Annotated in this window: 19 protein-coding genes; 8 read left to right on the top strand and 11 right to left on the bottom strand. The window is 71.3% G+C overall.

The window, feature by feature from the left end:
* The first annotated feature begins 114 nt into the window (after window positions 1-114).
* From ACIBQ6_RS41490 to ACIBQ6_RS41520, 7 genes are all read left to right on the top strand, one after another.
* On the top strand, window positions 115-1,044 hold the full coding sequence (locus ACIBQ6_RS41490) for a LysR family transcriptional regulator (protein ID WP_397218521.1): 930 nt from the start codon (window positions 115-117) through the stop codon (window positions 1,042-1,044).
* A gap of 35 nt (window positions 1,045-1,079) precedes the next feature.
* On the top strand, window positions 1,080-2,216 hold the full coding sequence (locus ACIBQ6_RS41495) for a PP2C family protein-serine/threonine phosphatase (RefSeq protein WP_397218522.1): 1,137 nt from the start codon (window positions 1,080-1,082) through the stop codon (window positions 2,214-2,216).
* A complete protein-coding gene (locus ACIBQ6_RS41500) occupies window positions 2,213-3,355 on the top strand; it encodes an ATP-binding protein (RefSeq protein WP_397218523.1) in 1,143 nt (380 codons plus the stop codon). The genes ACIBQ6_RS41495 and ACIBQ6_RS41500 overlap by 4 nt, the downstream gene beginning before the upstream one ends.
* A complete protein-coding gene (locus ACIBQ6_RS41505; protein WP_352352922.1) occupies window positions 3,352-3,801 on the top strand; it encodes a response regulator in 450 nt (149 codons plus the stop codon). Before ACIBQ6_RS41500 ends, ACIBQ6_RS41505 begins: the two co-directional genes overlap by 4 nt.
* Window positions 3,802-3,996: 195 nt before the next feature.
* Window positions 3,997-4,782, top strand: coding sequence for a hypothetical protein (locus ACIBQ6_RS41510; protein WP_352324159.1), 786 nt, complete (start codon window positions 3,997-3,999; stop codon window positions 4,780-4,782).
* A gap of 13 nt (window positions 4,783-4,795) precedes the next feature.
* The gene (locus ACIBQ6_RS41515; RefSeq protein WP_358294433.1) at window positions 4,796-6,682 is read left to right on the top strand and encodes a fumarate reductase/succinate dehydrogenase flavoprotein subunit; all 1,887 of its coding nucleotides are present in this window, start codon (window positions 4,796-4,798) and stop codon (window positions 6,680-6,682) included.
* A complete protein-coding gene (locus ACIBQ6_RS41520; RefSeq protein WP_352324162.1) occupies window positions 6,679-7,431 on the top strand; it encodes a succinate dehydrogenase/fumarate reductase iron-sulfur subunit in 753 nt (250 codons plus the stop codon). The genes ACIBQ6_RS41515 and ACIBQ6_RS41520 overlap by 4 nt, the downstream gene beginning before the upstream one ends.
* A 54-nt stretch (window positions 7,432-7,485) precedes the next feature.
* Here the strand turns inward: ACIBQ6_RS41520 and ACIBQ6_RS41525 are convergent, their stop codons facing one another.
* The 10 genes from ACIBQ6_RS41525 to ACIBQ6_RS41570 all read right to left on the bottom strand — a co-directional run bounded on the left by ACIBQ6_RS41525 (window position 7,486) and on the right by ACIBQ6_RS41570 (window position 23,477).
* Window positions 7,486-8,886 (bottom strand): hypothetical protein, encoded by a 1,401-nt coding sequence (locus ACIBQ6_RS41525; RefSeq protein ID WP_397218524.1) that lies wholly within the window; start codon window positions 8,884-8,886, stop codon window positions 7,486-7,488.
* Between the two features lie 2,345 nt (window positions 8,887-11,231).
* Window positions 11,232-11,624: a (deoxy)nucleoside triphosphate pyrophosphohydrolase gene (locus tag ACIBQ6_RS41530; RefSeq protein ID WP_358294435.1), complete on the bottom strand. Its 393-nt coding sequence runs from the start codon at window positions 11,622-11,624 to the stop codon at window positions 11,232-11,234.
* A gap of 13 nt (window positions 11,625-11,637) precedes the next feature.
* A complete protein-coding gene (locus ACIBQ6_RS41535) occupies window positions 11,638-12,735 on the bottom strand; it encodes an NlpC/P60 family protein (RefSeq protein ID WP_397218525.1) in 1,098 nt (365 codons plus the stop codon).
* 2 nt (window positions 12,736-12,737) lie between these two features.
* Window positions 12,738-13,361 (bottom strand): hypothetical protein, encoded by a 624-nt coding sequence (locus ACIBQ6_RS41540; RefSeq protein WP_397218526.1) that lies wholly within the window; start codon window positions 13,359-13,361, stop codon window positions 12,738-12,740.
* A 2-nt stretch (window positions 13,362-13,363) separates the two neighbouring features.
* Entirely contained in the window at window positions 13,364-15,664 is a 2,301-nt protein-coding gene (locus tag ACIBQ6_RS41545; protein WP_397218527.1) for a type IV secretion system protein, read from the bottom strand.
* Window positions 15,661-18,138, bottom strand: a complete 2,478-nt coding sequence (locus tag ACIBQ6_RS41550; protein WP_358294438.1) for an ATP-binding protein — start codon at window positions 18,136-18,138, stop codon at window positions 15,661-15,663. Before ACIBQ6_RS41550 ends, ACIBQ6_RS41545 begins: the two co-directional genes overlap by 4 nt.
* A gap of 47 nt (window positions 18,139-18,185) precedes the next feature.
* Window positions 18,186-21,419: a TcpE family conjugal transfer membrane protein gene (locus ACIBQ6_RS41555; protein WP_397218528.1), complete on the bottom strand. Its 3,234-nt coding sequence runs from the start codon at window positions 21,417-21,419 to the stop codon at window positions 18,186-18,188.
* 55 nt (window positions 21,420-21,474) lie between these two features.
* Complete coding sequence (locus ACIBQ6_RS41560) at window positions 21,475-21,720, bottom strand: hypothetical protein (RefSeq protein ID WP_352325464.1); 246 nt, start codon at window positions 21,718-21,720, stop codon at window positions 21,475-21,477.
* Window positions 21,721-21,801: 81 nt separating this feature from the next.
* The gene (locus tag ACIBQ6_RS41565; protein WP_352352933.1) at window positions 21,802-22,554 is read right to left on the bottom strand and encodes a conjugal transfer protein; all 753 of its coding nucleotides are present in this window, start codon (window positions 22,552-22,554) and stop codon (window positions 21,802-21,804) included.
* A gap of 623 nt (window positions 22,555-23,177) precedes the next feature.
* Window positions 23,178-23,477: a hypothetical protein gene (locus ACIBQ6_RS41570; protein WP_397218529.1), complete on the bottom strand. Its 300-nt coding sequence runs from the start codon at window positions 23,475-23,477 to the stop codon at window positions 23,178-23,180.
* Window positions 23,478-23,674: 197 nt separating this feature from the next.
* Here ACIBQ6_RS41570 and ACIBQ6_RS41575 point away from each other — a divergent pair, with 197 nt between their 5' ends.
* Window positions 23,675-23,974 carry a hypothetical protein gene (locus ACIBQ6_RS41575; protein WP_364337782.1) on the top strand — a complete coding sequence of 100 codons (300 nt, stop codon included), beginning with the start codon at window positions 23,675-23,677 and terminating at the stop codon, window positions 23,972-23,974.
* A gap of 14 nt (window positions 23,975-23,988) precedes the next feature.
* Here ACIBQ6_RS41575 and ychF read toward each other — a convergent pair whose 3' ends face one another.
* The gene (gene ychF, locus ACIBQ6_RS41580) at window positions 23,989-25,065 is read right to left on the bottom strand and encodes a redox-regulated ATPase YchF (RefSeq protein ID WP_352352936.1); all 1,077 of its coding nucleotides are present in this window, start codon (window positions 25,063-25,065) and stop codon (window positions 23,989-23,991) included.
* Between the last annotated feature and the right edge of the window lies 1 nt (window position 25,066).

Here is a 25,066-nt window from a genome sequence, read left to right on the forward strand (position 1 = left end):
CAGCAATGATCCGTCCAAGTCATCGCGGATCTGGTTTCCATAGCTTCCGGCTATGATGCTTGGTTTATACGGTCGGCGTAAGGAAAAATGCTCGGCCGGTGCGAGGAAAATCACATGCAGTTGCAGCAGCTCGCCTACTTCGTCGCGGTCGCGGAGACCAGGCACTTCACCCAGGCGGCCGAGCGCATGCGGGTCGCCCAGCCCTCGCTCAGCAAGCAGATCAAGGCTCTGGAGAACGACCTCGGCGCCCCGCTGTTCTCCCGCGCGCGCGGCAACGTCACGCTGACGGCCGCGGGCGAGGCGCTGCTGCCGCTGGCCCGCCGCATGCTGGCCGACGCCGACACCGCCCGGCAGGAGGTGGCCGAGCTGGCCGGGCTGCGCCGGGGCCGGGTGCGGCTGGGGGCCACGCCGTCGTTGTGCGCGGGCCTGCTGGCCGACGCGCTGGCGCGCTTCCACCGGGCCTACCCGGGGGTGGAACTGCTGGTGGAGGAGGGCGGCTCGCGTGACCTGGTCAGGGCGCTGGCCAGGGGGCAGCTCGACCTGTCGCTGATCATCATGCCGCTGCAGAGCGACGACCCGTCCCTGGTGACCGAGGAGATCCTGCGGGAGAACCTGGTGGTGGTCTCGCCCTCGCACGAGCGGGCGCGGGGGCCGTACCTGCGGATCGAGGACCTGCGCGGCCGGCAGATGGTGATGTTCCGGCGCGGTTACGACCTGCGCGAGGCCACCCTCGCCGCCTGCCGTCAGGCCGGGTTCGAGCCCCGGTTCTCGGTGCAGGGCGGCGAGATGGACGCGGTGCTGCGGTTCGTGGAGGCGGGGCTCGGCGTGGCGGTGGTGCCGTCGATGGTGCTCGACGGGCGGCCGGGCCTGTCCGGCACGCCGCTGGCCCCGCCCGGCCTGAGCCGGACGATCGCCCTGGCCCACCGCAAGGACGTCGAACCCACCAGGGCAGCGCAGGCGTTCCGGGAGACCCTGCTCGCCTTCGTGGTCCAGGCCGGACAGGAAGGCACGCTTCCGCAAGGGGTCGAGCTCATCGCAGAATGAGCAGCAACAGCCCGACTCCCCCGGGAAGGCATTGTGTGACGGCAAACCTCAACGAGCCGCTGACACTGCTCCTCATCGAGGACGACGACGGCGACGCCTTCCTCGTCGAAGAACTGCTCAACCAGGCCGAGGCGCCACCGACGATCTTCTGGGCGCGCAGCCTCCAGGAGGCCAAGGCCAAGCTCGACCCGACGATCCAGTGCGTTCTCGTCGACCTCACCCTGCCCGACGCCAGCAGGCTGGAGGCGCTGGAGGAGGTGCTGGCGCTGGCGCCGCACGCGGCCGTCCTGGTCCTCACCGGCCTCAGGGACGTGCACGTCGGCGTGGCCGCCGTCCAGGCGGGCGCCCAGGACTACCTGGTCAAGCAGGACATCGACGCCCGCCTGCTGGCCAGGTCGATCAGGTACGCCATGGAGCGCAAGCGCGCCGACCTGGCCCAGCTCAGGCTGTTCGAGGCCGAGCTGACCGCCAAGGAGAACGCCCGCCTGGAGAGCGGCCTGCTGCCCGTGCCCCTGCTGCGCACCGAGGCGATCACGCACCAGATCCGCTACCTGCCGGGCAACCAGGGAACCCTGCTGGGCGGCGACTTCCTCGACATGGTCCAGACCTCCGACGGCGCGGTGCACGTCGTGGTGGGCGACGTCTGCGGCCACGGGCCCGACGAGGCCGCGCTCGGCGTGGCGCTGCGCATCGCCTGGCGCACGCTGGTGCTGGCCGGGCAGACCGACGACACGCTGCTGCGCACGATGGACGCCCTCCTGCGCGCCGAGCGCAAGGCGCCCGAGATCTTCACCACGCTCTGCATGGCCACCTTGACGCCCGACCTGCGCCAGGCCCGGATGCGCGTGGTCGGGCACCCGCCGCCGGTGCTGGTCCGTGACGGCGTGCCCGCGGTGCTGGCCGGCACGCCCTCGGGTCCGCCGCTCGGCATCTTCCCCGACGCCGAGTGGACGGTCATCGACGTGCCCCTGGGCGAGGACTGGTCGATCATGCTCTACACGGACGGCCTGATCGAGGCGGCCGTCGGCGGGCAGAAGGAGCTGCTCGGGGTGGAGGGCCTGGTCGGGCTGGTGCGCGAGCACAGCGTGATCGACCTCGACCGGCTGATCAGGCACGCCGGCAGGCTCAGCGACGATCTCGCGGTGGTCCTGGTGTCGAGGAGGAAGGCATGAGCATCCATCCGCTGCCGCCGCCGAAGGCGCCGACCGGGCTCGGCCGGCTGCCGGCGGCCCGCTGGTTCCTGGCCATCGGCGTGCTGGCGGGGTTCGCATTCGCGACCGGCGTGGTGGTCACCATGTCGATGATCGCGCACGCGCGGGCACTGGGGCCGAGGCCGGAGATCGCCGTCCAGCTCGACCGGCTCAACGTGGCGCTGATCGTGCTGTTCGCGGTGCTGCTGGCGGGCGGGGCGGGCCTGGCGTTCGTGATCAGGTACGCCGTCCTCAAGCCCATCGACCAGCTCACCGAGCAGGTCCGCACGGTCGCCGCCGGCGACTTCGACCACCGGCTCGGCGTCGACCGGCCGGCCGAGCTGAGCGAGCTGTCCAGCCACGTCGACTCCATGCGCCGCCGCATCGTCTCGGCCTGGCGCGGGGCCGCCGACCAGGCCGACGAGCTGCGTCGGTCCAACGGCGAGCTGGAGCAGTTCGCCTACGTCGCCAGCCACGACCTGCAGGAGCCGCTGCGCAAGGTCGCCAGCTTCACCCAGATGCTGGAGCAGCGGTACGGCCCGCAGCTCGACGACCGCGCCCGCCAGTACATCCACTACGCGGTCGACGGCGCCAAGCGCATGCAGCTCCTGATCAACGACCTGCTCGACTTCTCCCGGGTGGGCCGGGTGAGCGGCGAGCGGGTGCCGACCGACTCGGGCGGGGCCCTGGACCGGGCTCTGGAGAACCTGTCGGCCACGATCGAGGACACCGGCGCCACCGTCACCCGCGACGACCTGCCCGTGGTCGAGGGCAACCGGACGCAGCTCACGCAGCTCTTCCAGAACCTCGTCGAGAACGCGATCAAGTTCCGCTCCGAGGACCCGCCGCGCGTGCGCCTGACGGCCGAGCGGAAGGGCGACATGTGGGAGTTCAGCTGCTCCGACAACGGCATCGGCGTCGACCCCAAGTACGCCGACCGCATCTTCCTGATCTTCCAGCGGCTCCATCCCCGGGACGTGTACCCCGGCACCGGCATCGGACTGGCGCTCTGCCGGAAGATCGTCGAGTACCACGGCGGGCAGCTCTGGCTCGACGCCGAACCGGCCGATCAGGGCACGACGTTCCGCTGGACGCTGCCGGCGGCGGGAGGCGACGCATGACGGACTGGCGCCCGATCGACGTGCTCCTCGTGGAGGACGACCAGGGGGACATCCTGCTCACCAGGGAGGCGTTCGATCTCAACAAGGTGCGCAACCGGCTCAACGTGGTCAACGACGGCGAGCAGGCGATGGCGTACCTGCGGCGGGAGGGCGCCTACGCCGGCGCGCCGCGGCCCGACCTGATCCTGCTCGACCTCAACCTGCCCCGGATGAACGGCCTGGAGGTGCTGAGCGAGGTCAAGGCCGACGCCGCCCTGCGGACGATCCCCGTGGTGATCCTGACGACCTCGGAGGCGGAGGAGGACATCCTGCACAGCTACCGGCTGCACGCCAACGCCTATGTCGCTAAGCCGGTGGATTTCGAGCAATTTATCCGTGTTGTCCGGCAAATAGATGATTTTTTCGTGACCGTTGTGAAGCTGCCGGCCCCCGGCCCGCGGCCCTGACGCGTATACGTGACAGGAATCACAGTGGGTCACCGAAAAAGTGAGTGACCCCGCTCACAAAATCGTATGCGGTCGTCGTAACGTATCCCCCACCAATGCGCGCCCAGAGCGGTACCGCACCCGCCGTACGCGCGCCCAGTGAAACGACCCGGACCCCCCTGTGTGCAGGGTCCGCGGGAGGTGGAGAGGTCCGCGATGACCCAGACGACGCCCGAAGCCCCGCTCAGAAGGCAACGTGCCCAGGTGAGGGTGCGCACGCTGCGCACCGACAGGTGGTGGCTGGTCCCGCTGCTGACCTTCCTCGGGCTCAGCTCGTTCCTCGTCTACGGCGTGTGGGCGATCATCGACGGCAGTTATTTCGTCGATCCGTACATCGCCCCGTTCGCCTCGCCCTGTCTGACCACGGCGTGCCCCGAGGGCGCGCGGCTGTTCGGGTGGGCGCCGATCGGCGACTGGTTCACCCTGCCGCCGGGGCTGCTCATCCTCGGCCTGCCGGGCGGGTTCCGGCTCACGTGTTACTACTACCGCAAGTCGTACTACCGGTCGTTCTGGCTGTCGCCGGCCGCGTGCGCCGTCCAGGAGCCGCACGGCAAGTACACCGGTGAGACCCGGTTCCCGCTGATCCTGCAGAACATCCACCGGTACTTCTTCTACGCGGCCATCGTGATCGGCCTCGTGCTGGCCTACGACGCCGTCCTGGCGCTGGTGCACAAGCCGCAGGGCCTCGGCACCTGGATCCTGGTCGTCAACGCCGTGCTGATCAACACGTACACGTTGTCGTGCCACTCCTGCAGGCACATCACCGCGGGCAGGCTCAACCACTTCTCCCGTCACCCGCTGCGCTACAAGGCCTGGACGTTCGTCTCCAAGCTCAACGCCAAGCACCAGCAGCTCGCCTGGGCCTCGATGTTCTCGGTCATGATCGCCGACTTCTACGTCCGCATGGTCGCCAAGGGCGTCATCGCCTTCCCGTTCGCATAAAGGACTTCTTCCAGTGGAAATCGAGCGTCACGAATACGACGTCGTCGTCATCGGTGCGGGCGGCGCCGGGCTGCGGGCCGCCATCGAGGCCCGTCAGCAGGGCAAGCGCACGGCGATCGTCTGCAAGTCGCTGTTCGGCAAGGCCCACACCGTCATGGCCGAGGGCGGCGCGGCCGCCGCGATGGGGAACGTCAATTCCGACGACAACTGGATGGTGCACTTCCGTGACACCATGCGGGGCGGCAAGTTCCTCAACAACTGGCGCATGGCCGAGCTGCACGCCAAGGAGGCCCCCGACCGCGTCTGGGAGCTGGAGGCGTGGGGCGCGCTGTTCGACCGCACCAAGGACGGCAAGATCAGCCAGCGGAACTTCGGCGGTCACGAGTACCCGCGGCTCGCACACGTGGGCGACCGTACCGGCCTGGAGCTGATCCGCACCCTCCAGCAGCGGGTCGTCGCGCTGCAGCAGGAGGACTTCGAGACGCACGGCGACCACGAGGCCTACATCAAGGTCTTCGCCGAGTGCACGGTCACCCGCCTGCTGAAGGACGGCGACCGCATCTCCGGCGCGTTCGGCTACTGGCGCGAGACCGGCAACTTCCTGCTGTTCGACGCCCCCGCCGTGGTCCTGGCCACCGGCGGCATCGGCAAGTCGTACGTCGTCACCTCCAACTCCTGGGAGTACACCGGCGACGGCCACGCCCTGGCCCTGCTCGCCGGCGCCAACCTGATCAACATGGAGTTCATCCAGTTCCACCCCACCGGGATGGTCTGGCCGCCGTCGGTGCGCGGCATCCTCGTCACCGAGTCCGTCCGGGGCGACGGCGGCGTGCTGCGCAACTCCGAGGGCAAGCGCTTCATGTTCGACTACATCCCCGAGGTGTTCAAGGACAAGTACGCCACCACCGAGGAGGAGGGCGACCGCTGGTACACCGACCAGGCCAACAACCGGCGCCCGCCGGAGCTGCTGCCGCGTGACGAGGTGGCCCGCGCGATCAACGCCGAGGTCAAGGCGGGCCGCGGATCGCCCCAGGGTGGCGTCTTCCTCGACGTCTCCACCCGCCTGCCGGCCGAGGAGATCAAGAAGCGGCTGCCGTCGATGCACCACCAGTTCAAGGAGCTGGCCGACGTCGACATCACCGCCGAGCCCATGCAGGTGGGCCCGACCTGCCACTACATCATGGGCGGCGTCGAGGTCGACGCCGACACCGGCGCGGCGGCCGTGCCCGGCCTGTTCGCGGCGGGCGAGGTGTCCGGCGGCATGCACGGGTCCAACCGGCTGGGCGGCAACTCGCTGTCCGACCTGCTGGTGTTCGGGCGGCGCGCGGGCGCGGGCGCGGCGGCCTACGTCGACGGGCTCAAGGCCCGTCCCAAGGTCGTCCAGGAGCTCGTGGACGCGGCCCGCGAGGAGGCCCTGGCGCCCCTCCAGCGCGACGGCGAGAACCCGTACGAGGTGCACCACGAGCTCCAGCGGACGATGAACGAGCTGGTCGGCATCATCCGCAAGGCCGAGGAGGTCTCCGAGGCCATGGAGGTCGTGGAGAAGCTCAAGGAGCGGGTGCGCCAGGTCGGCGCGGCCGGCTCGCGGATCTACAACCCCGGCTGGCACCTGGCCATCGACCTGCGGAACATGGTCCTGGTCTCCGAGTGCGTGGCCCGGGCCGCCCTCCTGCGCGAGGAGAGCCGCGGCGGCCACACCCGCGACGACTTCCCCGGGATGAACCCGGAATGGCGCCGCAAGCTGCTCGTCTGCTCCACCGCGGACGGCAACGACGTCCAGGTCGTGGAGAAGGTCCAGCCGTCCATGCGCGAGGACCTGATCACCCTGTTCGACCGGGACGAGCTGAAGAAGTACCTCACCGACGAAGAGATGGCCGAGTTCGACGGGATTGCCAAATGAGTTACAAGGCGAAGTTCAAGGTCTGGCGTGGTGAGGGCGGCGAGGGCAAGCTTGAGGACTTCACCGTCGAGGTGAACGAGGGCGAGGTCGTCCTCGACATCATCCACAGGCTCCAGGCGACCCAGGCCCCCGACCTCGCGGTGCGCTGGAACTGCAAGGCCGGCAAGTGCGGCTCGTGCAGCATGGAGATCAACGGCAAGCCGCGCCTGGGCTGCATGACCCGGATGTCCACCTTCTCCGAGGACGAGACCATCACGGTCACCCCGATGCGGACCTTCCCCGTCATCAAGGACCTGGTCACCGACGTGTCCTTCAACTACCAGAAGGCCCGCGAGATCCCCTCGTTCACCCCGCCGGCGGGCGTCCGGCCCGGCGAGTACCGCATGCAGCAGGTCGACGTCGAGCGCTCGCAGGAGTTCCGCAAGTGCATCGAGTGCTTCATGTGCAACAACGTCTGCCACGTGATCCGCGACCACGAGGAGAACAAGCCGGCCTTCGCCGGCCCGCGTTTCCTCATGCGGATCGCCGAGCTGGACATGCACCCGTACGACGTGGCCGACCGGCAGGAATCCGCCCAGGAGGAGCACGGGCTCGGCTACTGCAACATCACCAAGTGCTGCACCGAGGTCTGCCCCGAGCACATCAAGATCACTGACAACGCGCTGATCCCGATGAAGGAGCGCGTGGCCGACCGCAAGTACGACCCGCTGGTCTGGCTGGGCAACAAGATCTTCAAGCGCGCCAAGTAGGCGGAGAAGCGGAAGCGGGGGCCGGACGGATCCGGCCCCCGCTTCCGCTTTGTGCTACTTGCGGCCCCAGCGCTTCTTCCGGTGCTTGGGGTCCTGCATCTCCTTGGTGGCGCCCTCCGGGGGCTGCGGCGGCAACGGCTGGACGACCGTCGCGGCGTCCCCCTCCGGCGGCAGGTACGGCGGCGGCCGGTAGCCCTCCGGCGGCTCCGGCGGCTCGGCCTGCGGTCGCACCGGAGGTCGGGGCTGGACCGGCTGCTTCGGCTCGAACAGGGACGGGCCCTGCTGCCAGGGCTCGGAGTCGCCGCTCTCGGCCGCCGCCGCCGGGGCGAGCGGGAACTCGCGCTCGTCCTCGTACGGCTTCCCGCCGCCCGGCGGGATCTCGGCCGGCGGCTGCTCGGCCGGGATCAGCGGCTCGAACGGGTCACGGTAGTCCTGGGCGGGCTGCGGCGGCTCGTTGTAGGAGTCGAACTCGTCCGGGTGCAGCACGACGGGCTCGGGCGCGGTCGCGGGCATGTTGGCGGGCATGCTGGCGGGCACGGTCGGCGCCGGCTCGGGCGGGTAGCCGCCCTGGGGCCCGTACGGGTCGTGGTAGGCCGGGTCGTGGTGGGCCGGGCCGTAGCCGGGCTGACCGGCCGGGTAGGTCTGGATCGGGACGAAGCTGATGATCGGCGCGTACGCCGTGCCTCCCGGGTAGCCGGGGGCGGGGAAGGACGCCGTGGCGTAACCGGGTCCGGCGGGGTAGCCGGGCGGCGGCGCGTCCGGGCGGCCCATGGGGGAGCCGGCCATCGGGGGGCCCGCCTTGCGCACGGCCGCCGCGTGGGCCATGCGGCGCAGCCGTCCCTCGAAGATGAGCACCGCGAACAGCGCGAGCAGGACCAGCACCAGCGCGGGGATGCTGAGCTTCTGCGTCAGCGACTTCTGGTCGAACTCCGGCGCGGCCGCGCGCACCTCGAGCTGGACCGAGTCCGTGGTCGGGGCGGTGTCGGCGGTCAGCGGGGCGGTCGTGGCGGGCGGGTCCGTCGGCGCGACGGATGGCATCTCGACGGACGGTTCCGTCGTCTGCTCCGTGGGCAGCGGCCCGGCCGTGGTCTGCGCGGTGGGCAGGGGCGCCAGCGGCTGCTGCGTCGTCTCCTGGACGGGCGGGGGCGTGGGGGCCGTGGTGGTCTTGGGCGGCTTCGGGGCCTTCGTGGTCTTCGTCGGGCTCGCGGTGACGGTGTGCGTGATCGTCGTCTCCGGAGCCTCCTCCGGCGTGGGCGTGCCCAACGTCGTCGTGACCGTGACCGTGGTCTGCGGATCACAGGTCTGGCCCGCGTCGCACGGCTCCACCGCCGGGTCGAACGCCGCGCGGCTGACCGAGGCGCTCGCGCTCTGACCGACGAAGGGGGCCACGCCGACGCCCGTGAGCCCGAGCGCTAGGACGATCGCGGACACGGCCGTCGCTCGCGTGCGTGCCACCGGAGCCCTCCGCATAGTCCCGGAACCATGGTCAAGGGAATACTAGTCGGGTCAAAGCAACAGTAAAGACGGAATTACCATCCGTTTCGCGGCTTATGGCGGCGTTTTGCTCGCGTAACCAGCCACAAGGCCCCCAGCAGGACGCCGATCGCCCCGATGACCAGCGAGAAGCCGCGCGGCCCGTCCAGCGGGCTGGTGTACGCGACCGGACGAACCGGTTTCCGCGCCTCCACCACCTGCACCGGCCACGGCGCCCCGGCCCCCGACTCCGGCGCCAGACTCACCGCCCCGCCGCCGGGAACCACTCCCCCTTGCACCCCGCCACCGACGCCCCCCTGCGCCACACCCCCGGCGACACCTCCCGGGACCATGCCTCCGGCGACACCCCCGGGCACCATGCCCCCGGCCACGCCTCCCGGCGCCACCCCCCCGGCAACGCTCCCCGGCGCCACCCCTCCGGCCACACTCCCCGGTGGCATGCCGCCGGGCAGGCTCTGATGGGTCATCCCCGGCACCCCGCCCTGCGCGAGCCCTGCCGCGCCGGACAGCCCTCCGTGCGCCGCACCACCAGGCAGCCCTCCGTGCGCCGCACCACCTGGCAGCCCCTTCTGGACGGCGCCACCGGGCACGCTTCCCGTCACGCCACCAGGCAGGCTCCCGCTCACACCGCCCGGCATACCCCCTGTCGCACCGCCTGCCAGGCTCCCTGCCACTCCACCCGGCAAGCCGCCCGAGGCACCGCCAGGCAGACGCCCCGTCAGTCCGCTCGACAGGCCGCCCGCCGCGCCACCAGGCACGCTGCCCGCCGTCAGGCCGCCGGGGAGGCCGTTTCGTGCCGTCCCCCGGGTTCGTGCCGTCCCCCGGGCGCCGGTGGGCGCCCGGCCGGTCGTTCCAGGGGCGAGGCCCTGGCCCACGCCTCCCGCACGCGGGAACGCCCCCAGGGTTCCGCCCGCGCCTCCCTGACGCGGCGCCCGCGCCACGCCCCCGCCGCCGACGCGCGGGAGCGCCCCTCGGGCTCCACCGGTGATCGGCAACCCTGCGGCCCCTCCAGGGAGGCCGCCCCTTCCCGCCGTCGTACCGGTCAGGCCGGGAAGGCCGCCTCGCGTTCTTCCACCCACCCCCGGCGCCAGCCCGGCGACGCCTCCGCCCGTCCCCGCGAGAAGCCCGGCGGCCCCCGGCTGCTGCCCCCGTCCGCCTGTCACCTGCCGGCCCGGCCGCCTCCGCTTGTGTGGGGCCGTGGCCGGAACGGGCACCGCCTGACCGCTGATCGTGGCGGTCTCGCGCGGCATCTCCTCGGCGACCTGCATGGACGTGGTCCTGTTGATGGTGGTCAGCCCACCGGAGGGCGTCCGCATCCTGGCCACCGCCGCGAGCACCACCTCCTTGGCCCCCTCGGGCGCCTGGAAGGTCACGTCCAGCGCCCGCTCCCCGAAGACCGGCCCAAGGGCGCAGACGCGCGCGCCGGGCAGCGTACCGCCATCGGAGGCCGAGCCCTCCACGCCGGCCAGCGCCCGCGCGGCCAGCACCCCGGCCGCCTGCCGCCCCCCACCGACCTGCCCCCCACCCGGCCCGCCCTCAGCCGGCAGCATCCCTCGACCCCCCTCAGCCCGAGACGCCCCCTGACCACCCTCAGCCCGCGGCACACCCCAACCACCCTCAACCCGAGGAACGCCCCGACCACTCTCAGCCCGGGACATCCCGCGACCGTCCTCGGCCCGCGACACGCCCTGACCGTCCTCGGCCCGCGACACTCCCCGACCGCCCACAGCCCACGACGCGCCTTGACCGGCTTCAGCCCACGGCGCGCCGCGACCGGCCTCCGCGCGGGTCAGGCGCCGGCCCGGCGCCGGCCGCCACGCCTCCGGGCCATCCGGGCCATCCGGTTCCTCCTGGAACGCCCCGGCATCCGGATCCGTCGCACCTCCGGGGCTCCACGGCCCCGACACGGGATCCCCAGCGGATGCCGGAACCCCACCAAAAGCCTCAAAACCCTCGGCCCCCTCAACCTCACCGGCCGACAGCCGGGAAGCACCGGAGGGCGACGGGCACGCCAACCCCGACAATGCCGCCGCCGGACTGGTCGCCACCGCGACCCTGGCCCCCTTGCCCATCCCGTTGAGCCGGACCCTGAAACGCTGGACGTCACCCGTCCTGATCCACTGGCCCACACCCTCGGGGCCGCTCACGCGTTCGAGCACGAGCGTCACCCCCGCCGCCGCCACGGGGACGGAGGGCAACGCCACCAGGATCAGCGCTCCAGAAAGGATCCAGCCACGCCGCATCACTCCACTCCCCCACTGCGACAAATCACGTGTAGTAATCGTTATGTCACAGAGAGAGACGGTCTAATCCTGCTGAAGCAGACTCTCCACGGTCTTCATGATCGGCAGGTCGGCGCCCAGCCACTCCACGTCGTAGTACTCCCCCGGCCCGAGCCAGCGAAGAGCCAGGTGCTCACGGGCCTCGGGCGTGCCGGAGGTGAGCGTGGCCAGCCAGACGCGCAGGACGTACCCGTCCGACAGCGCCCAGTCCTCGCCCACGCGCGCGCCCACCGCGATCTCCACGCCGAGCTCCTCGCGGCACTCCCGGACCAGCGCGGCCACCTCGCTCTCCCCGGGGTCCACCTTGCCGCCGGGGAACTCCCAGCCCCCGGCCAGCGCGGCCGGCGCGGCGCGCTGCGCGGCCAGCACCCTGCCGCCGGGGGCGACGATCACCGCCGCGACCACGATCGTGCTCATGCGTTCGTCATCCTCATAGTGCGGGATTCTGCAGCTTCTTGAGCTGGTCGAGCACATCGGGGTTCTGCAGGGGACGGGTGAAGCCCACCTTGTTGTCGCGCGCCTGGTAGCTCGTGACCTTGATCGGCCCGCAGAGCGTGCACCGGGCCTCCAGCATCTTGCCCTTCGACACGACCAGCCCGACATGACCCGGATTGTCGGCCGACGTGCCCGGCCCGGCGTTGAAGAACACCAGGTCACCGGGCTCCTCCTCGCCCGCTGACACCTTCACCCCGAACGGCCACTGCGTGAACGTGGTGCGCGGGATGCTCAGCCCGGCGGCCCGGTAGGCCGCGTAGATGATGCCCGAGCAGTCGAACGCGTCCGGCCCGGTGCCGCCCCACAGGTACGGCTTTCCGCGCTGCGCCAGCGCGAACTGCAGGATCTTGGCCACGACGTCGCTGGGCGCGGCCGCCACCAGGGGGTCGTCGCACTCCTCGGCGGCCTGCGGCGGCACCTCCACCTCACCCGACTTGGCATACTTCCTGGCGATCTCCTCGACCTGGTCGACGTACCACCAGGCGCGGTTGTAGGTGAACAGGGCCTGCCGGACGTTCTCGGGAGCGCCGTTGCGCTTGAGCATCTTGGCGGCCCCGAGGATGGCGTCGGCCGGGTTGTAGACGTCGCCCACGCCGTCGCCGTCGCCGTCGGAGGCGTACCCGTTGAACGTCGAGGAGATCGGGATCTGCGCCTTGCCGCCCCAGGTCGAGATCAGGAACTGCATCGGGCCGGCCGCGCCCGCGTAGTTGGTGCCGCTCTTGACGCCGGGCAGGTCGGAACGGCCGTGGTCGGTCTCGCGCTTGCCCACGGCGGCCAGGATGGTCCACTGGACGCCGATCTTCTTGCCCCACTTCTTGTACAGGTCGAGGTAGTCGCCCGGGATGTCGGCGGCGCCCGAGTCGGACACCTCCTGCACCTGGGTGCCGCCCTCGCAGTCGACCGAGCCCTCGCCGCCGCCGTTCAGGAAGGACGGCATCGTGACCAGCAGCATCGGCGAGATGATGATCGCGGCCAGCAGCAGGATCCCGGCGAGACCGAGCAGCAGCGCCAGGCGGGTTCGGGAGGACTTCACCGCTAGCTGTCCCCGTCCTGGCCCTCGGTGGCGGGCAGCACGTCGAAGATCCGCCAGTCGGCGCCGAGCTGGCTCACCGTGACCGCCAGGTCCTCGACGTCCTGCCGGTTGCCGCTCTTCGCGGTGACCTGCCTGGTCTCGGTCACGACGAACACGATGGAGGTCTTCTCGATCTGCCTGATCTCCTTCAGCCTGGCCGTGGCCTGGGAGACGATCTGGTCGTCGCGGTTCTGCTGGACGGTGCCCGCCGAGGTGAGCGTCCGGGCGAGGATGTTGCCCAGCTCGGCGGTGGTGAACGTCTTGACCCTCGTGGCGTACGCCGCCGGGTCCTCGTCGTATCTGAAGGTGCCGTAGACGGCGGTGAAGCGCTCGGCGAGGTCCGCCGCCGCGGCCAGCTGCTCCTTCTTCATCGGCAGGTACGAGTAGACGTCGAACGGCGCGGCGCTGGCCGTGGCCAGCGGTTTGCTGGCTACCGTGGGCGCGGACGCGGACGTCGTGCCCGTGGCCGGGGCCTGCTCGGGCGGATCGTCCGAGCTCGGCCACATCGTGAGGTAGACGCCGACCGCGGCGATGACCACGACGATGGCGGCGAAGGCCAGCCCGCGCTTGTCACCGGACTGAGCCATGGTCAGTCCTTGCCGCGGTTGGGCTTGAGCCAGAAGGGCACCGACGGATCGTCACCCGAGCCGCCGTTGCCGCTGCCGCGCAGCCACAGCGGCGGCGCCTCGGACGAGCGGGACGACGGCTCGTCCGAGCCGAAGATCCTCGACCCCGACGACGCGCCGGACGGCCGGGACGCGGCCCCTCCGGACCTGGACCCGCCACCGTTCCTGGACCCGCCACCGGTCCCGGACCCACCGTTCCTGGACCCGCCGCCGCCGAACAGCCCGCCGCCGGAGCCACGCGACCCCGAGGACGGCGAGCCACCCGACCCGCCGGACCCGCCGAACCGGGAGCCCCGCGAGCCGCCCGACGACCCGTTGCGCGAGCCGCCAGAACCACCACCACGCGAGGCCCATCCGCCGCCCGACCGCCCGCCGAACCAGCCACCGCCGCCACTGCTGGAACCGCCGCCGGAGGTCGTGGCTCCGGCGGCCATGCCCCCGGACGCGGTGCCGCCCGCCGCCGCGCCACCGGAGCCGCCGCGGGCGCCGCCGGCCGTCGCGGGGCGCGTCCGACCGGCCTGGCCGCCGAGGTTGAGCGGGGGCGCGGTGCCCCTGCGGGGTTCGAGCGGGGGCCGGGCCCCCGCCTTGCCGCCGTGCTGGTCGGTGTCGAGCGGCGCGGCCGCCACCGGCATCCGGGTGCCGGCCGAGACGCCCTCGCCCTCCTCGCCGCGCATCCGCGCCTGGGCGACCGCGGCGCCGGCCGCCGCGCCCGCGCCGCTGCCGGCCGCCGCCGCCCTGATGAGCGGCTCGGCCTTGCGCAGGCCCCACCGGCCGAGCTTGGCCCCGGCGACCGGCGGCAACACGTTCGCGGCCCGCTCCAGGACGGGCGAGCTCGCGGCGTCGCCGAGCATGCGGGTGGTGACCGTGTGGCCGCTCAAGGACGCGAACAGGTGCTGGAACGGACGCCGGTAGAAGAACACCGCGATCGTCAGCAGGGCCATGAACAGCACCTGGAGCCCCCAGGGCATGGCCGTGGAGATGATCAGCGCGTACCCGTAGACCAGGACGCTGAGCACGAGCGTCAGCACCGCCTGCCTGAGCAGCGTGCCGACGAGCATCTCCACCCACCGCATGGCGATGATGCGCCCGCTGCCCGGATGCACGCCGACCAGCAGGAACACCGGCCCGAGTATCAGCAGCAGCAGGAAGCCCACCTTGAGCACCAGCAGCGAGACCGCCACCAGGAAGATCAGCAACCCGGCCACCACCGCCGCGATGAGCGCGCCGACGGCCACGCCGAGCCTGCTCGACCAGTCGCGGCCGGAGAAGACGGTGTAGCGGGAGTCGTTCTTGAGCAGCTCGGCGACCTTGGCGTACTCGGCCTGGTGGGCGGCGATGTCGGGGGCGGGCTGGCCGGCCACGGCGGGGGCGATCGACTGGGTCTCCAGCATCTTGCGCCCGAAGTCGCGCACGATCGGCTGCTGCGGGTCGGCGGTGCCGAACATGCCCACCAGCCACGGCTTGCAGACCAGCGTGGACCACAGGGCGTCGGCGTTCTGGTCGACGCCGGCCGTGCCGACCTGGCCGTAACCGCCCGGTTTGACCTGCGGGTTCGTCTGGCCGGGTGGCGGCAGGCAGGACGCGCCGCCGGCACCCGGCAGGCCGGAGAAGGCGGAGTTGACCACTTCGCCCGTCTTGTCGGTCACGACCTTGCCGAGCCCGGTGAAGTCGCCGGGCCTGCTGAAGAACCACACGGCCACGGTGACCGCGAGGACCATCCAGATCACGCCTTCGGCGGTGGTGGTGGCCCGCTTGCGGATCAGGCCGTACCAGGCGAGCCAGATCGCGCCGAGGATCACGATCGGCCGCAGGAACGGCCAGTACATGGCCTCGGACAGGTTCTGGACGATGTCGTCGACGACGTCCTTGATCGACTGGAGCGGTCCCTCCGTCGCGGCCGCCTGGTACGTCGTGATCGTCAGCCGGTCGATGGCCTTGGCCGCGGTGAAGACGCCGTTGGCCCACATGTTGCCGAGCACGGCGACGTAGTCGGAGCAGCCGAGCCCGTGGGTCTGCCAGAACTGGCCGGCCATGCCGAACTGGCCGTAGTTCGTCGTCGGGGCCTGGACGCCGCCCGCGGGAGGCGGCGGCTGGATCATGCCGTCGGTGCCGCCGCCGATCATCTCGGGGTTGAGCGGCCCCGACAGGTCACAGGGCGCCGCGGCGACGGGCGTGGAGAGACCGCCCACCACCAGCGGAACCACGAGGACGGCACTCACGAGCGCGAGCGCCAGCGCCAGTCGTCGGGATAGTCGGATCTTCATGACCGTACCTCCTGCGCCCTGCCCACGCCCCCTCGAAGATCATCATGCCCGCCACCGTCTGGTTTGTCGTGTGTCGGGTTCGTGTCGAGCCAGCGGAGCAGTTCTTCGGAGATCAGGTCTACTCCGATGCGCCCGGCTCTGCCATCCAGATCACGGAATACGCATTCGCCGTTGCCCAGCGAGCGCAGCACGGCCTTGTGTTCCTCCGACGGCTCCACGCCGAGCAGCGACATGACGTGGTCCACCTCCACCCTTTCGGTGGAACGGAACGCGAACACCGAGGACAGACAGTTGGTCACCTGCTCGTTCAGCAGGTCTCCGGCGTTCTGGGAGACCAGGACGAGCGCGGTGTTCCTGGACCGGCCCATGCGGCTGACCTCGGGGACCAGCTTGGCGCCCTCCGGCGTGGAGGTGATCGCCCACGCCTCGTCCAGGAAGATCGCCTTGGGGGCCCGCCGGTCGAGGCCGTTCATCAGCCTGCGGGCGAACTGCGAGACCAGGTAGAGCAGGGCCACCGACAGCCGCTGCTCGTAGGAGTAGTCGTCCCTGGTCGTGGCGACGTCGGGCAGCGTCAGGCCGCCCAGGGTGAACACGGTGGTCCAGCCCTCGCTGTCGATCTGGTCGCCGCCCGAGGGGTCGAAGCAGAGCCTGGCCAGGTGCATCTCCGACATCGAACGCAGCACCGCGCCCAGGTTCTTGGAGGCCGGGTCGTCGGCCTGCTCCAGGTAGTCGACCACCTTGCCCAGCGACGGGTCGGAGCCGTTGGAGACCGCGGCCACGGCCTGGATCATGGCCGACTCGCGCTCCTCCGACATGCGGGGCAGCAGCAGCCGCAGCGTCTCGGTCGCCATGGTCTTCTTCGCCGCGATGTCGTCGCCGAACGAGAACGGGTCGAGCAGCCCCGGCGCGGCCGAGCCCAGCGGGATCACCCTGGCCTTGCGCCCGCGCTTCTCCAGGAGCTGGACCAGCGACTCGGCGTCGCCCTTCGGGTCGATCACCGCGACCGTGACCCCGCGCAGCGCCATCTGGTAGATCATCAGCAGCGCGAGCGTGGTCTTGCCGCCGCCCGGCTCGCCGGTGATCGCGATGGCGGTCGGCCGGTTGCGGCTCGCGGCCAGCAGCGGGTCGAAGTGCACGATGCTGCGCGCCCTGCCGACCGTCTCCCCGATGTACGGCCCGAGCCAGCCCTCGCTGCCGTCGTCGAGCCGGTCGCCGAGGTCGACGGTGGCCGTGGCCATGCCGCCCGCGATCGTCCGCAGCGGCTGACGCTGGGCGTAGGCGTTGACGCGCACCTTCTCGCCCGGCAGCGTCTCGCAGAACAGCGAGAACTGGTCACCGGTCGAGTTCACCACGTCGATGCCCATGTCACGGTAGTGCTCGACGACCGCCTCGACCCGCTGCACGCAGATGTCCTCCGTGGGGGCCGAGACGATCAGGCGGTGCCAGCCGTACACGAAGGGCAGTCGTTCCTTGGTGATGCCGTGTTCGAGCATGCGGGCCGCGTCGATCTGCTCGGCCAGCGCGATCGGCGCCTCGGCGCCCGCCTCGCGGATGTGGTGGTCCATGTCGCGGGCGTGGGCCAGCTTGCGCGCGACGTCCTTCGACGCCTTGACCGGCGGGATCAGCCGCATCCTGGACGAGATCTCCACCGGGAAGGGCAGCTGGTCGGCGAAGTGCATCCACGGCTCGCCGTCGGGGAACGGCATGAGGTCGGGGAAGCGGGCGAACGACAGGTGGGCCACGTACGAGTCGCCCTGCGGCTGCACGATCCGCAGCAGCGACCTGCCGTTGTGGATCTCACCCTCGACCAGCGACTCGATCTCGCCCTTGCCCCAGCGCCGCTTCGGGCTGGCCGAGGGCGGCGGATCGCCGACCGCTCCCGCGGCGGCGTGCTGGAACAGCCAGGCCACCTCGACGGACGTGGCGTGCCTGGCGTACAGGGCGCTGGAGGCCAGGGCCCGGCCCAGCCGTTCGGCCGACTCCGTCCAGCGGCCGATCTCGCTGTCCGGGACGTGGTCGTCCTCCATGCCGAGCGCCTTCTCGGTCTTCTGGTAGAAGCCGAGGAGCTGGGCGAGCACGCCGCTGCCGAGCTGCTTGCCGCGCGGCCCGAGGCGGACGCCCAGGTAGACCTCCTTCGACCAGAAGTCCTTCGCCCAGACGTGCCGGTACATCTCCTCCAGGTAGTCGCGCCAGCCCGGCCCCTCGTCGGAGGTGGCGTTGAGCGCCATCGCCCACTCGGCCGCCGGGTAGGTGCGGTGCGCGACCCGCAGGTGGACCTCGGCGTCGGGCATCCTGATCGCGGCCAGCGCGATCGTGACGTTGGTGGCCAGCGCCTCGCGCTCCTCCGGCGTGACGAACTCGTAGCTGACCGTCGGAAGCCGGAAGTACGCCCACGCGCAGGTGTCCGTGAGCAGGATGCGGTCGTCGAAGTAGCGGACCGCGAGACGCTGGTGCGCTCGGGACGCCCTGCTCATGCCGCCCCCTCGGCGCATGAACGGGCCAGACCTGCTCGCATGTTCACTTAACGCTCACCGATTCTCGTGCCCGGGGGGTCACTCGCCAACTCCTCTTCGCTCGGTCGGACGGCCTGTCCGTGTGCCTGTACCGCGAAGCCTGCAACCACGACGCCGGCGAGGGCGAGGTAGGCCCGCCGTCCGGCCGCGCGCAACTGACCGGGGTCGACGATCTCCGCGCCGCCGGGCGCCAGGCCGTCCTCCCACGGGACCCTGACGATGGCCCGGCATCTGCCTCTGGCCACCGCCTCCGCCTGCTCGACGTCGGCCATCGACCGCCTGCTCACGCCGTTGACGACCATCACCGCACGCCTGCGCAGCTCGCCGCAGCCGTGCCCGTCGAGCCATTCGTACGTCATCGCCACCGCCTCGGCCGCCTCCTCGCTCGCCGGGACCACCAGCACGAGCTGGTCGGCGTACGGCAGGATGCGCGCCGCGAGCGCGGCGGCCGGGTCGATGACCGACAGCTTGTAGTGGCGGTCGAGCAGGCGCATCGACTCGCCCAGTCGGTGGTCGGAGAAGAAGCTGCGGTCGGCGAGCCGCTGCTCGGCGCCCGCGTCGGTGTCGGCCGAGATCACCTCGAGGCCGGAGGCGGTACGGGTGGTGAAGCCCCGCATCGTCAGGTAGCCGCTGACCTGGTCGAGGCCGGACAGCAGCGACGTGAGGGTCTCCGGCGTCTCGGGCTCGATCCTGCTGGTCAGCGTGGTGCCGCCGGTGTTGGCGTCGACGGCGACGATCCGGTCGTCGCGGTAGGTGGCGAAGGTGTGGCCGAGCATGAGCGCCGTCGTGGACTGGCCCGCGCCGCCGGTGCAGCCGAGCACCACGATCCGCCTGCTGCCGCCGAACACGGCCCTGGCCCTGGCCTCGTCGATCTCGGACCCGTCGGTGCGTACGCCGCCTCCGCCCACCACGACCTGGGCGATCCGGCGCCAACCGCCGGAGTCCCGGCCCACCACGGACTCGACCCTGCGCACCCGTCCCTCGGCGGGCCTGCCGCCTTCACCGGGCCTGGGAACCGGCACAGGCGCCACGAGCCCGCCCGCCCTGTCCCCTGGCCGTCCGCCGACCCCGTCCCCTGGCCGGTCGCCGACCCTGTCACCCGGTCGGTCGCCGCCCCTGTCACCTGGCCGGTCGCCGGCGGGCCGCCGCCGCGCCGCCACGTCCCGCCCGGGCTCGCCGTACGCCTCGGAAGGCTTGGCCTGCTCGTCCGGTACGCCCCCATCGCCCTCGGACCGATCGGCCGGCACCTCCGTACGTCCGACCCCGGCCCCTTCTACGACCGCGCCCGCGTCGGCAGACGCCCCTACGGCAGCCCCCTGCGCGCTGGCGGCATCCTCACCCTCGCCCTCGGAAGCGGCCCGCCTTCCGGCACCGGCCCTCCGGTCGGGAGTGCCCTGCCCAGCGGGGACATCCTCCTCGCCGGTGACAACCGGCCCGGAGGACACGTGCCCCTCGCCGGAGACCGGCCGCTCGGCAACATCCTCGCCACCAACGGAAGCTTCGCTACCAGCGGGGGCTTCGCTCCCAGCGCGGGCTTCACTGCGGGCCGAGGCTTCGCCCCGGGCGGGCTCTTCGGCGGGGGCTGAGACCTCGGCGGAGGCTTCGGAGGGAGCCTCGTGCGTGGTCTCGAAGGACCGTTCGGCGTCGGGCGCGTCGGGGCTCGGAGCGTCTGTGCCGGCGGGAGTGGTCTCCTCGACGAAAACGCCTTCGCCTGTCGACTCGTCCTCGGCCGTCGGGACATCTGCGCTGGTCCGCGCACCCTCGCCCGAATGCACGCTTTCTCCCACGTGCGCGCTTTCTCCCACGTGCGCGCCCTCGCCCACCTGGCCGGCTTCGCCCACCTGGCCAGCTTCGCCCACCTGGCCAGCTTCGGCTGCCGGTGGGTTGTCGGCGGGCGGGTGGGGGGTGGGGATCTGATCCTCCAGGCGGAGGGGTGGGCCGGAGAGGGGCTTGGCGTCGGGGTCGACCGGGGGCCAGGAACGCTGGGCGCCCAGGATCACCGTCCCGGGCGCGACCCGCGGCGGCTGCCCCTTCCTGTGCTGGTCGCGGGCGATCGTGTTCTCGTCCTCGCGGCCCACGCCTTCGGGACGGCCGGCGACGCCCTGGCGACGCTCGTCCGTGCTCTCACGACGTCCGGTGACGTCGTCGCGGCGCTCCGGGACGCCGCGCTCGCCTTCCGCGCGACCTGCCGCCTCACCGGGCGCGTCGGCGGTGGCGGCGAGCCGGCGCAGCCGCCGCAGGGCCTCGGTGTCGATCGGCTTGCCGGCCACGGGCCTGAGACCCTCCGCCGACCGGATCGGCACGACAGCCCCACGACCACTCTGTACCTCGCCCGCAGCCGCGTCGGTACGCTCACCCGACGCCCTGCTCGTGGAGCCCCTGCGCGCGCTCGGCTGCGCCGCCTCCGAGGCGTCCCGCTCCTCGGGAACCGCGGCCTCGGGAACGGCGGCTTCGGAACCCACGGCCTCGTGGCCGGGCACGTCGCGTTCGGAGCGGCGGTCGGGGGTGGCGCGGCGGGGGCGGGCCGGGAGGGCGCCGCCGGTGAGCTCGCGGCTGGCCAGCTCTCCGGCGGCGACGTCGTGCTCGACCGGCGGCAGCGCCGGTCCGTTCTCATCCCCTGGGACCAGGACCAGCGGCACGTCCCGGCCGAAGGCGGGGGCGGGACGGCGGGCCTGCGGCGCCAGCGCGGGCGCCGTGCCCCGCCTGGTACGCGACCCCCACCCGGTACGCGCCTCCGCCACCGGCGCCTGCTGGGCGGCCGCCGCCGCGGCGGCCACGGCCGGACGGACCTGGCGCGGACCCGTGATCCGCTGCCCCTCACGCTTGCGCTGCGGCTGGCGGGACTTGCGCGCCGCCTTGGCCTTGACCCGCACCGGAGTGGTACGCCAGATGCGCCCCGAGAACGTGACCGCCTCGGGCTCGGAGGTGGGCGCGAGCCGGTACCAGGCCTTGGGCTGGCCCAGGTAGCGCAGCTGGGACTCCAGGAGCTCGGTGAGCCGCTTGCCCTCGATGACGGGACGCGTGGACAACCACGTCACGATCCCCGGCGGGACCAGGAACAACACGTGCCACGGCATGGCCACCGGCACGCCCACCAGGATCAGCAGGAGCGACCACGGCACGAACACCCCGACGAACACGCCGATCCAGACGATGGGGAGTGGCATCGGGAGGCGAAGGTCGTAGAGCTTGTAGAGCCGCTTCTCGATGCGCCAGATGTTCGTATACGTGGGCAGGTCCACGCAGTCCTCCTCTCCACCCGCTCGTACATGACCGCCCTGGAGCGGTCTCAACCCTTTACTTGATGCCGAGAGCGCCCGCGATCGCCTTCGCCGTCACCTCGATGATGTTGGGCACGTAGAAGATCACTCCGATGGCCACAGCCAGGATGAGGAACTGGACGAAACGCGTGATCTCGCGGGTGAAGAGGAAGAAGAGCGCGACCACGGAGACGACTACCAGGAACAACGGGGCAAAGAAGGCACGCAGGAAGTTGGCGAGCCCTCCGGTGTCAATGCCGGTCGGCGACGGCGACGGCGACATTTCGATCAAGGTGAGCACTACGGTCTTCAACGTCACTTCTTGTCCTCCCGGGGGGTACCGAACAACAGCGCGGTCGTGCGTCTATCCAACGGCCCGACCAGCGCCGCGGATGTCGGCGACGTACCACTTGTCGCCCTGCTTCTCCACGGTGAGGCGGTAGGCCTGCTCCAGCCGCCCGCCGACGGCGGCGGGGTCGGTGGCGCTCGGCGTGGCCGGAGCGTCGCCGTTGGGCACGATCCACACCACGACCGCCTGGATCTCTCGGGTGGCACCCCCCACAGGCACCACGATGTCCTTCAGCTCCGCGAAGGTGAAGGCGCTGCCGAAGCTCGGCAGGGTCTTCCCGGCGGCCACGTAGCGCTGCAGCCCGGCGGTGTCGCCGGAGGCGTAGTCCTTGAAGAAGCCCTCCAGTTGCGGCTTGAGCTCGGCCGCCGCCGCGTCGTCGGTCTCCGGCTTCGCGAGCTGCGGCAGGTCGGCGGGGGCCGGCGCGGGAAGGATCGCCGGACGGCCCGCGATGACGAACCGCCTGCCGTTGTCGTCGCCGGAGTAGTAGATCGGGACCGACAGCATGAGCCGGCGCGGCCCGGACTGGAAGGCCACGCTGACCACGGCGTTCTGGGCGTCGGTCGCCTCGATGTCGTACGGCTGGATCGCTACGGCGGCCATCTTGCCGAAGCCGTCCCACCACATCTGCGCGTCCATGCCCTCGGCCAGGAACGCGGCGAGCTTCCTGGTGCGGCTGGCCGCGTCTTCCGGGCTGAAATTCAGATAGACCCCCGCGAACTGGGCGGCGAAAGCCATGCCCTGGTCAGCGGGGAATCCCTTGTGCGCCACGGCGGCGCCATTCGTCGTCGTAGGCTCTTGCTGGGTAAACCGCTCAAATGGGGCACGAATCCCATTCACCACGATAACCACAATAAGCGCCCAGAGAATGATGCGGCCGGCCCAAACCAGCCACCGTCCGCCGCCACCGGACCAGCCGCCCCGACGCGGCCTGCGCGAGGGCGGCGCGTCGAAGTCTGCCATGTCCGGGCGCGCGGAAAGCTCGGGCTCGCCAGCGATCCGAGGATCGTGCTGGACGGTAGACCTACGAGCCATCACGCCTCCGCTCGCGCCGATCCCCCCGGTTGGCGCGGTGTCGTCCGTTGCCGATCCCCATCATCCGCGGTGAAGTAGTCACCCTATCCGGTCCCGCCATTCTTCCAGGAAAGCCACGCCCATGCTGCAGGCATGACCGCCCTGACGGCAAACCGGATCCGTATGGCAGACGTCAGCGCCGGTTCCCGTCACTTACTGGCGGAATCACCATTTGACCAGGCCAGACGCCCATTTCCGCCTAGCGCGGCAGACATGGATACCTGTCCAAAACAGGCATAGATGCTCACGACCTGCGCATTTGGCATGAGAGGAGGACAGAGGGTGTTATGCACCACTTCTGGGGGTACGACAGTCTCGGCTCAGGCGGGCTCGGGGTCCTGGCTCGCGCGTGCCCGGCGACGGCTGTGCAGGTCGACGACCGTGGGTGACACCGCGCGCTCCAGCGACCCACGCAGGTCGGCGAGCATCGAGGCGGCGTCCCGCTCCCGCATGCGGTTGGCCAGCTCGTTGCGCTCGTCGACCTTCCTGCGCAGGTACGCCTCACGGTTGACGCGCAACCCGTACATGAGCTCGACCCTGATCAGGGCCAGCTCCTCCTCCAGGCTGATGCCCGCGAGGGTGGGCGCCGGACGTCGTTTCCGGATGATGCGTCGGATCATGAGGGCCTCCCGAGTCAGCGTGAACGCCGTGACGATTCGACGCGTAGGGACCCAAAGTGGTTGACGCGTCAGTTGTCCCGGAATCACATAATCCCGGAGGGGCCTGCGCGTTCGTCATCCGGACGATGGGCTTTCGACGGCGATCCGCCGGTAACCTAGCGTAGCGAAAGTTAGCCCACCGTGATTGGACTGATGTGATGCGTCGCCTCGCCGCCGCCCTCCTGCCCGCCGCCGCGCTCGCCGCGTTCGCCCTCTGCGCGCCCTCCCCGGCCACCGCCGCGCCCTCCTGGGTCACCGACAGCGAGTGCACCGAGGCGGGCGGCAAGGTCTCCCCCGTCGGCCGTGGCAAGGCCGTGTGCCAGGGCGGCACGTACGCGAACGAGATGATCCACTTCGACAAGAAGCCCGCCGGCAACGGCGGCGGAGGCCCGCTCAGCGGGGGCGGAGGCCCGCTCAGCGGCGGCCCCGCGGCCCTGCTCGGCGGGCTGCTCGGATAGCGCGGGCCGGCGGATCAGACGTTGAAGCGGAACTCCACCACGTCGCCGTCGCGCATGACGTAGTCCTTGCCCTCGATGCGGGCCTTGCCCGCGGACCGGGCGCTGGCGATGGAGCCCACTTCGACCAGGTCGTCGAAGGAGACCACCTCGGCCTTGATGAAGCCGCGCTGGAAGTCGGTGTGGATCACGCCGGCCGCCTCGGGCGCCGTGGCGCCCTTGCGGATCGTCCAGGCCCTGGTCTCCTTCGGGCCGGCGGTCAGGTAGGTCTGCAGGCCCAGCGTCTCGAAGCCGACCCGGGCGAGCTGGCGCAGGCCCGACTCCTCCTGGCCGACCGACTGGAGCAGCTCCAGGGCCTCCTCCTCGTCGAGCTCGACCAGCTCGGACTCGATCTTGGCGTCGAGGAAGACGGCCTCGGCGGGCGCGACGATGGCCGACAGCTGCTCCTTGAGCGCGGTGTCGGTCAGCTCGTCGGCGTCGAGGTTGAAGACGTAGAGGAAGGGCTTGGCGGTGAGCAGGTGGAGCTCGCGCAGCTCCTCCCGGTCGAGGCCGCTCTCGAAGATGGTCCTGCCGGTCTCCAGGACGGCCAGCGCGGCCTCGGCGGCCTCCAGCGCCGCCTTCTTGTCCTTGTTGTTGCGCGCCTCCTTCTGCAGGCGCGGCACGGCCTTCTCCACCGTCTGCAGGTCGGCCATGATCAGCTCGGTGTTGATGGTCTCGATGTCCCGCTTGGGGGAGATCTCGCCGTCGACGTGCGTGACGTCGGGGTCGCCGAAGACGCGGATGACCTGGCAGATCGCGTCGGTGTCGCGGATGTTGGCGAGGAACTGGTTGCCCCGGCCCTGCCCCTCCGAGGCGCCCTTGACCAGGCCCGCGATGTCGACGAACTCCACCTTGGCGGGCAGGATACGGGCCGAGCCGAAGATCTCGGCCAGCTTGGGCAGGCGGTCGTCGGGCACGCCCACGATCCCCACGTTGGGCTCGATGGTGGCGAACGGGTAGTTCGCGGCGAGTGCGTTGCCGGTCTTGGTCAGCGCGTTGAAAAGCGTGGACTTACCGACGTTGGGCAGGCCGACGATGCCGATGGAAAGGCTCACG

The sequence above is a fragment of the Nonomuraea sp. NPDC049655 genome, assembly GCF_044465465.1.
Lineage (GTDB): Bacteria > Actinomycetota > Actinomycetes > Streptosporangiales > Streptosporangiaceae > Nonomuraea.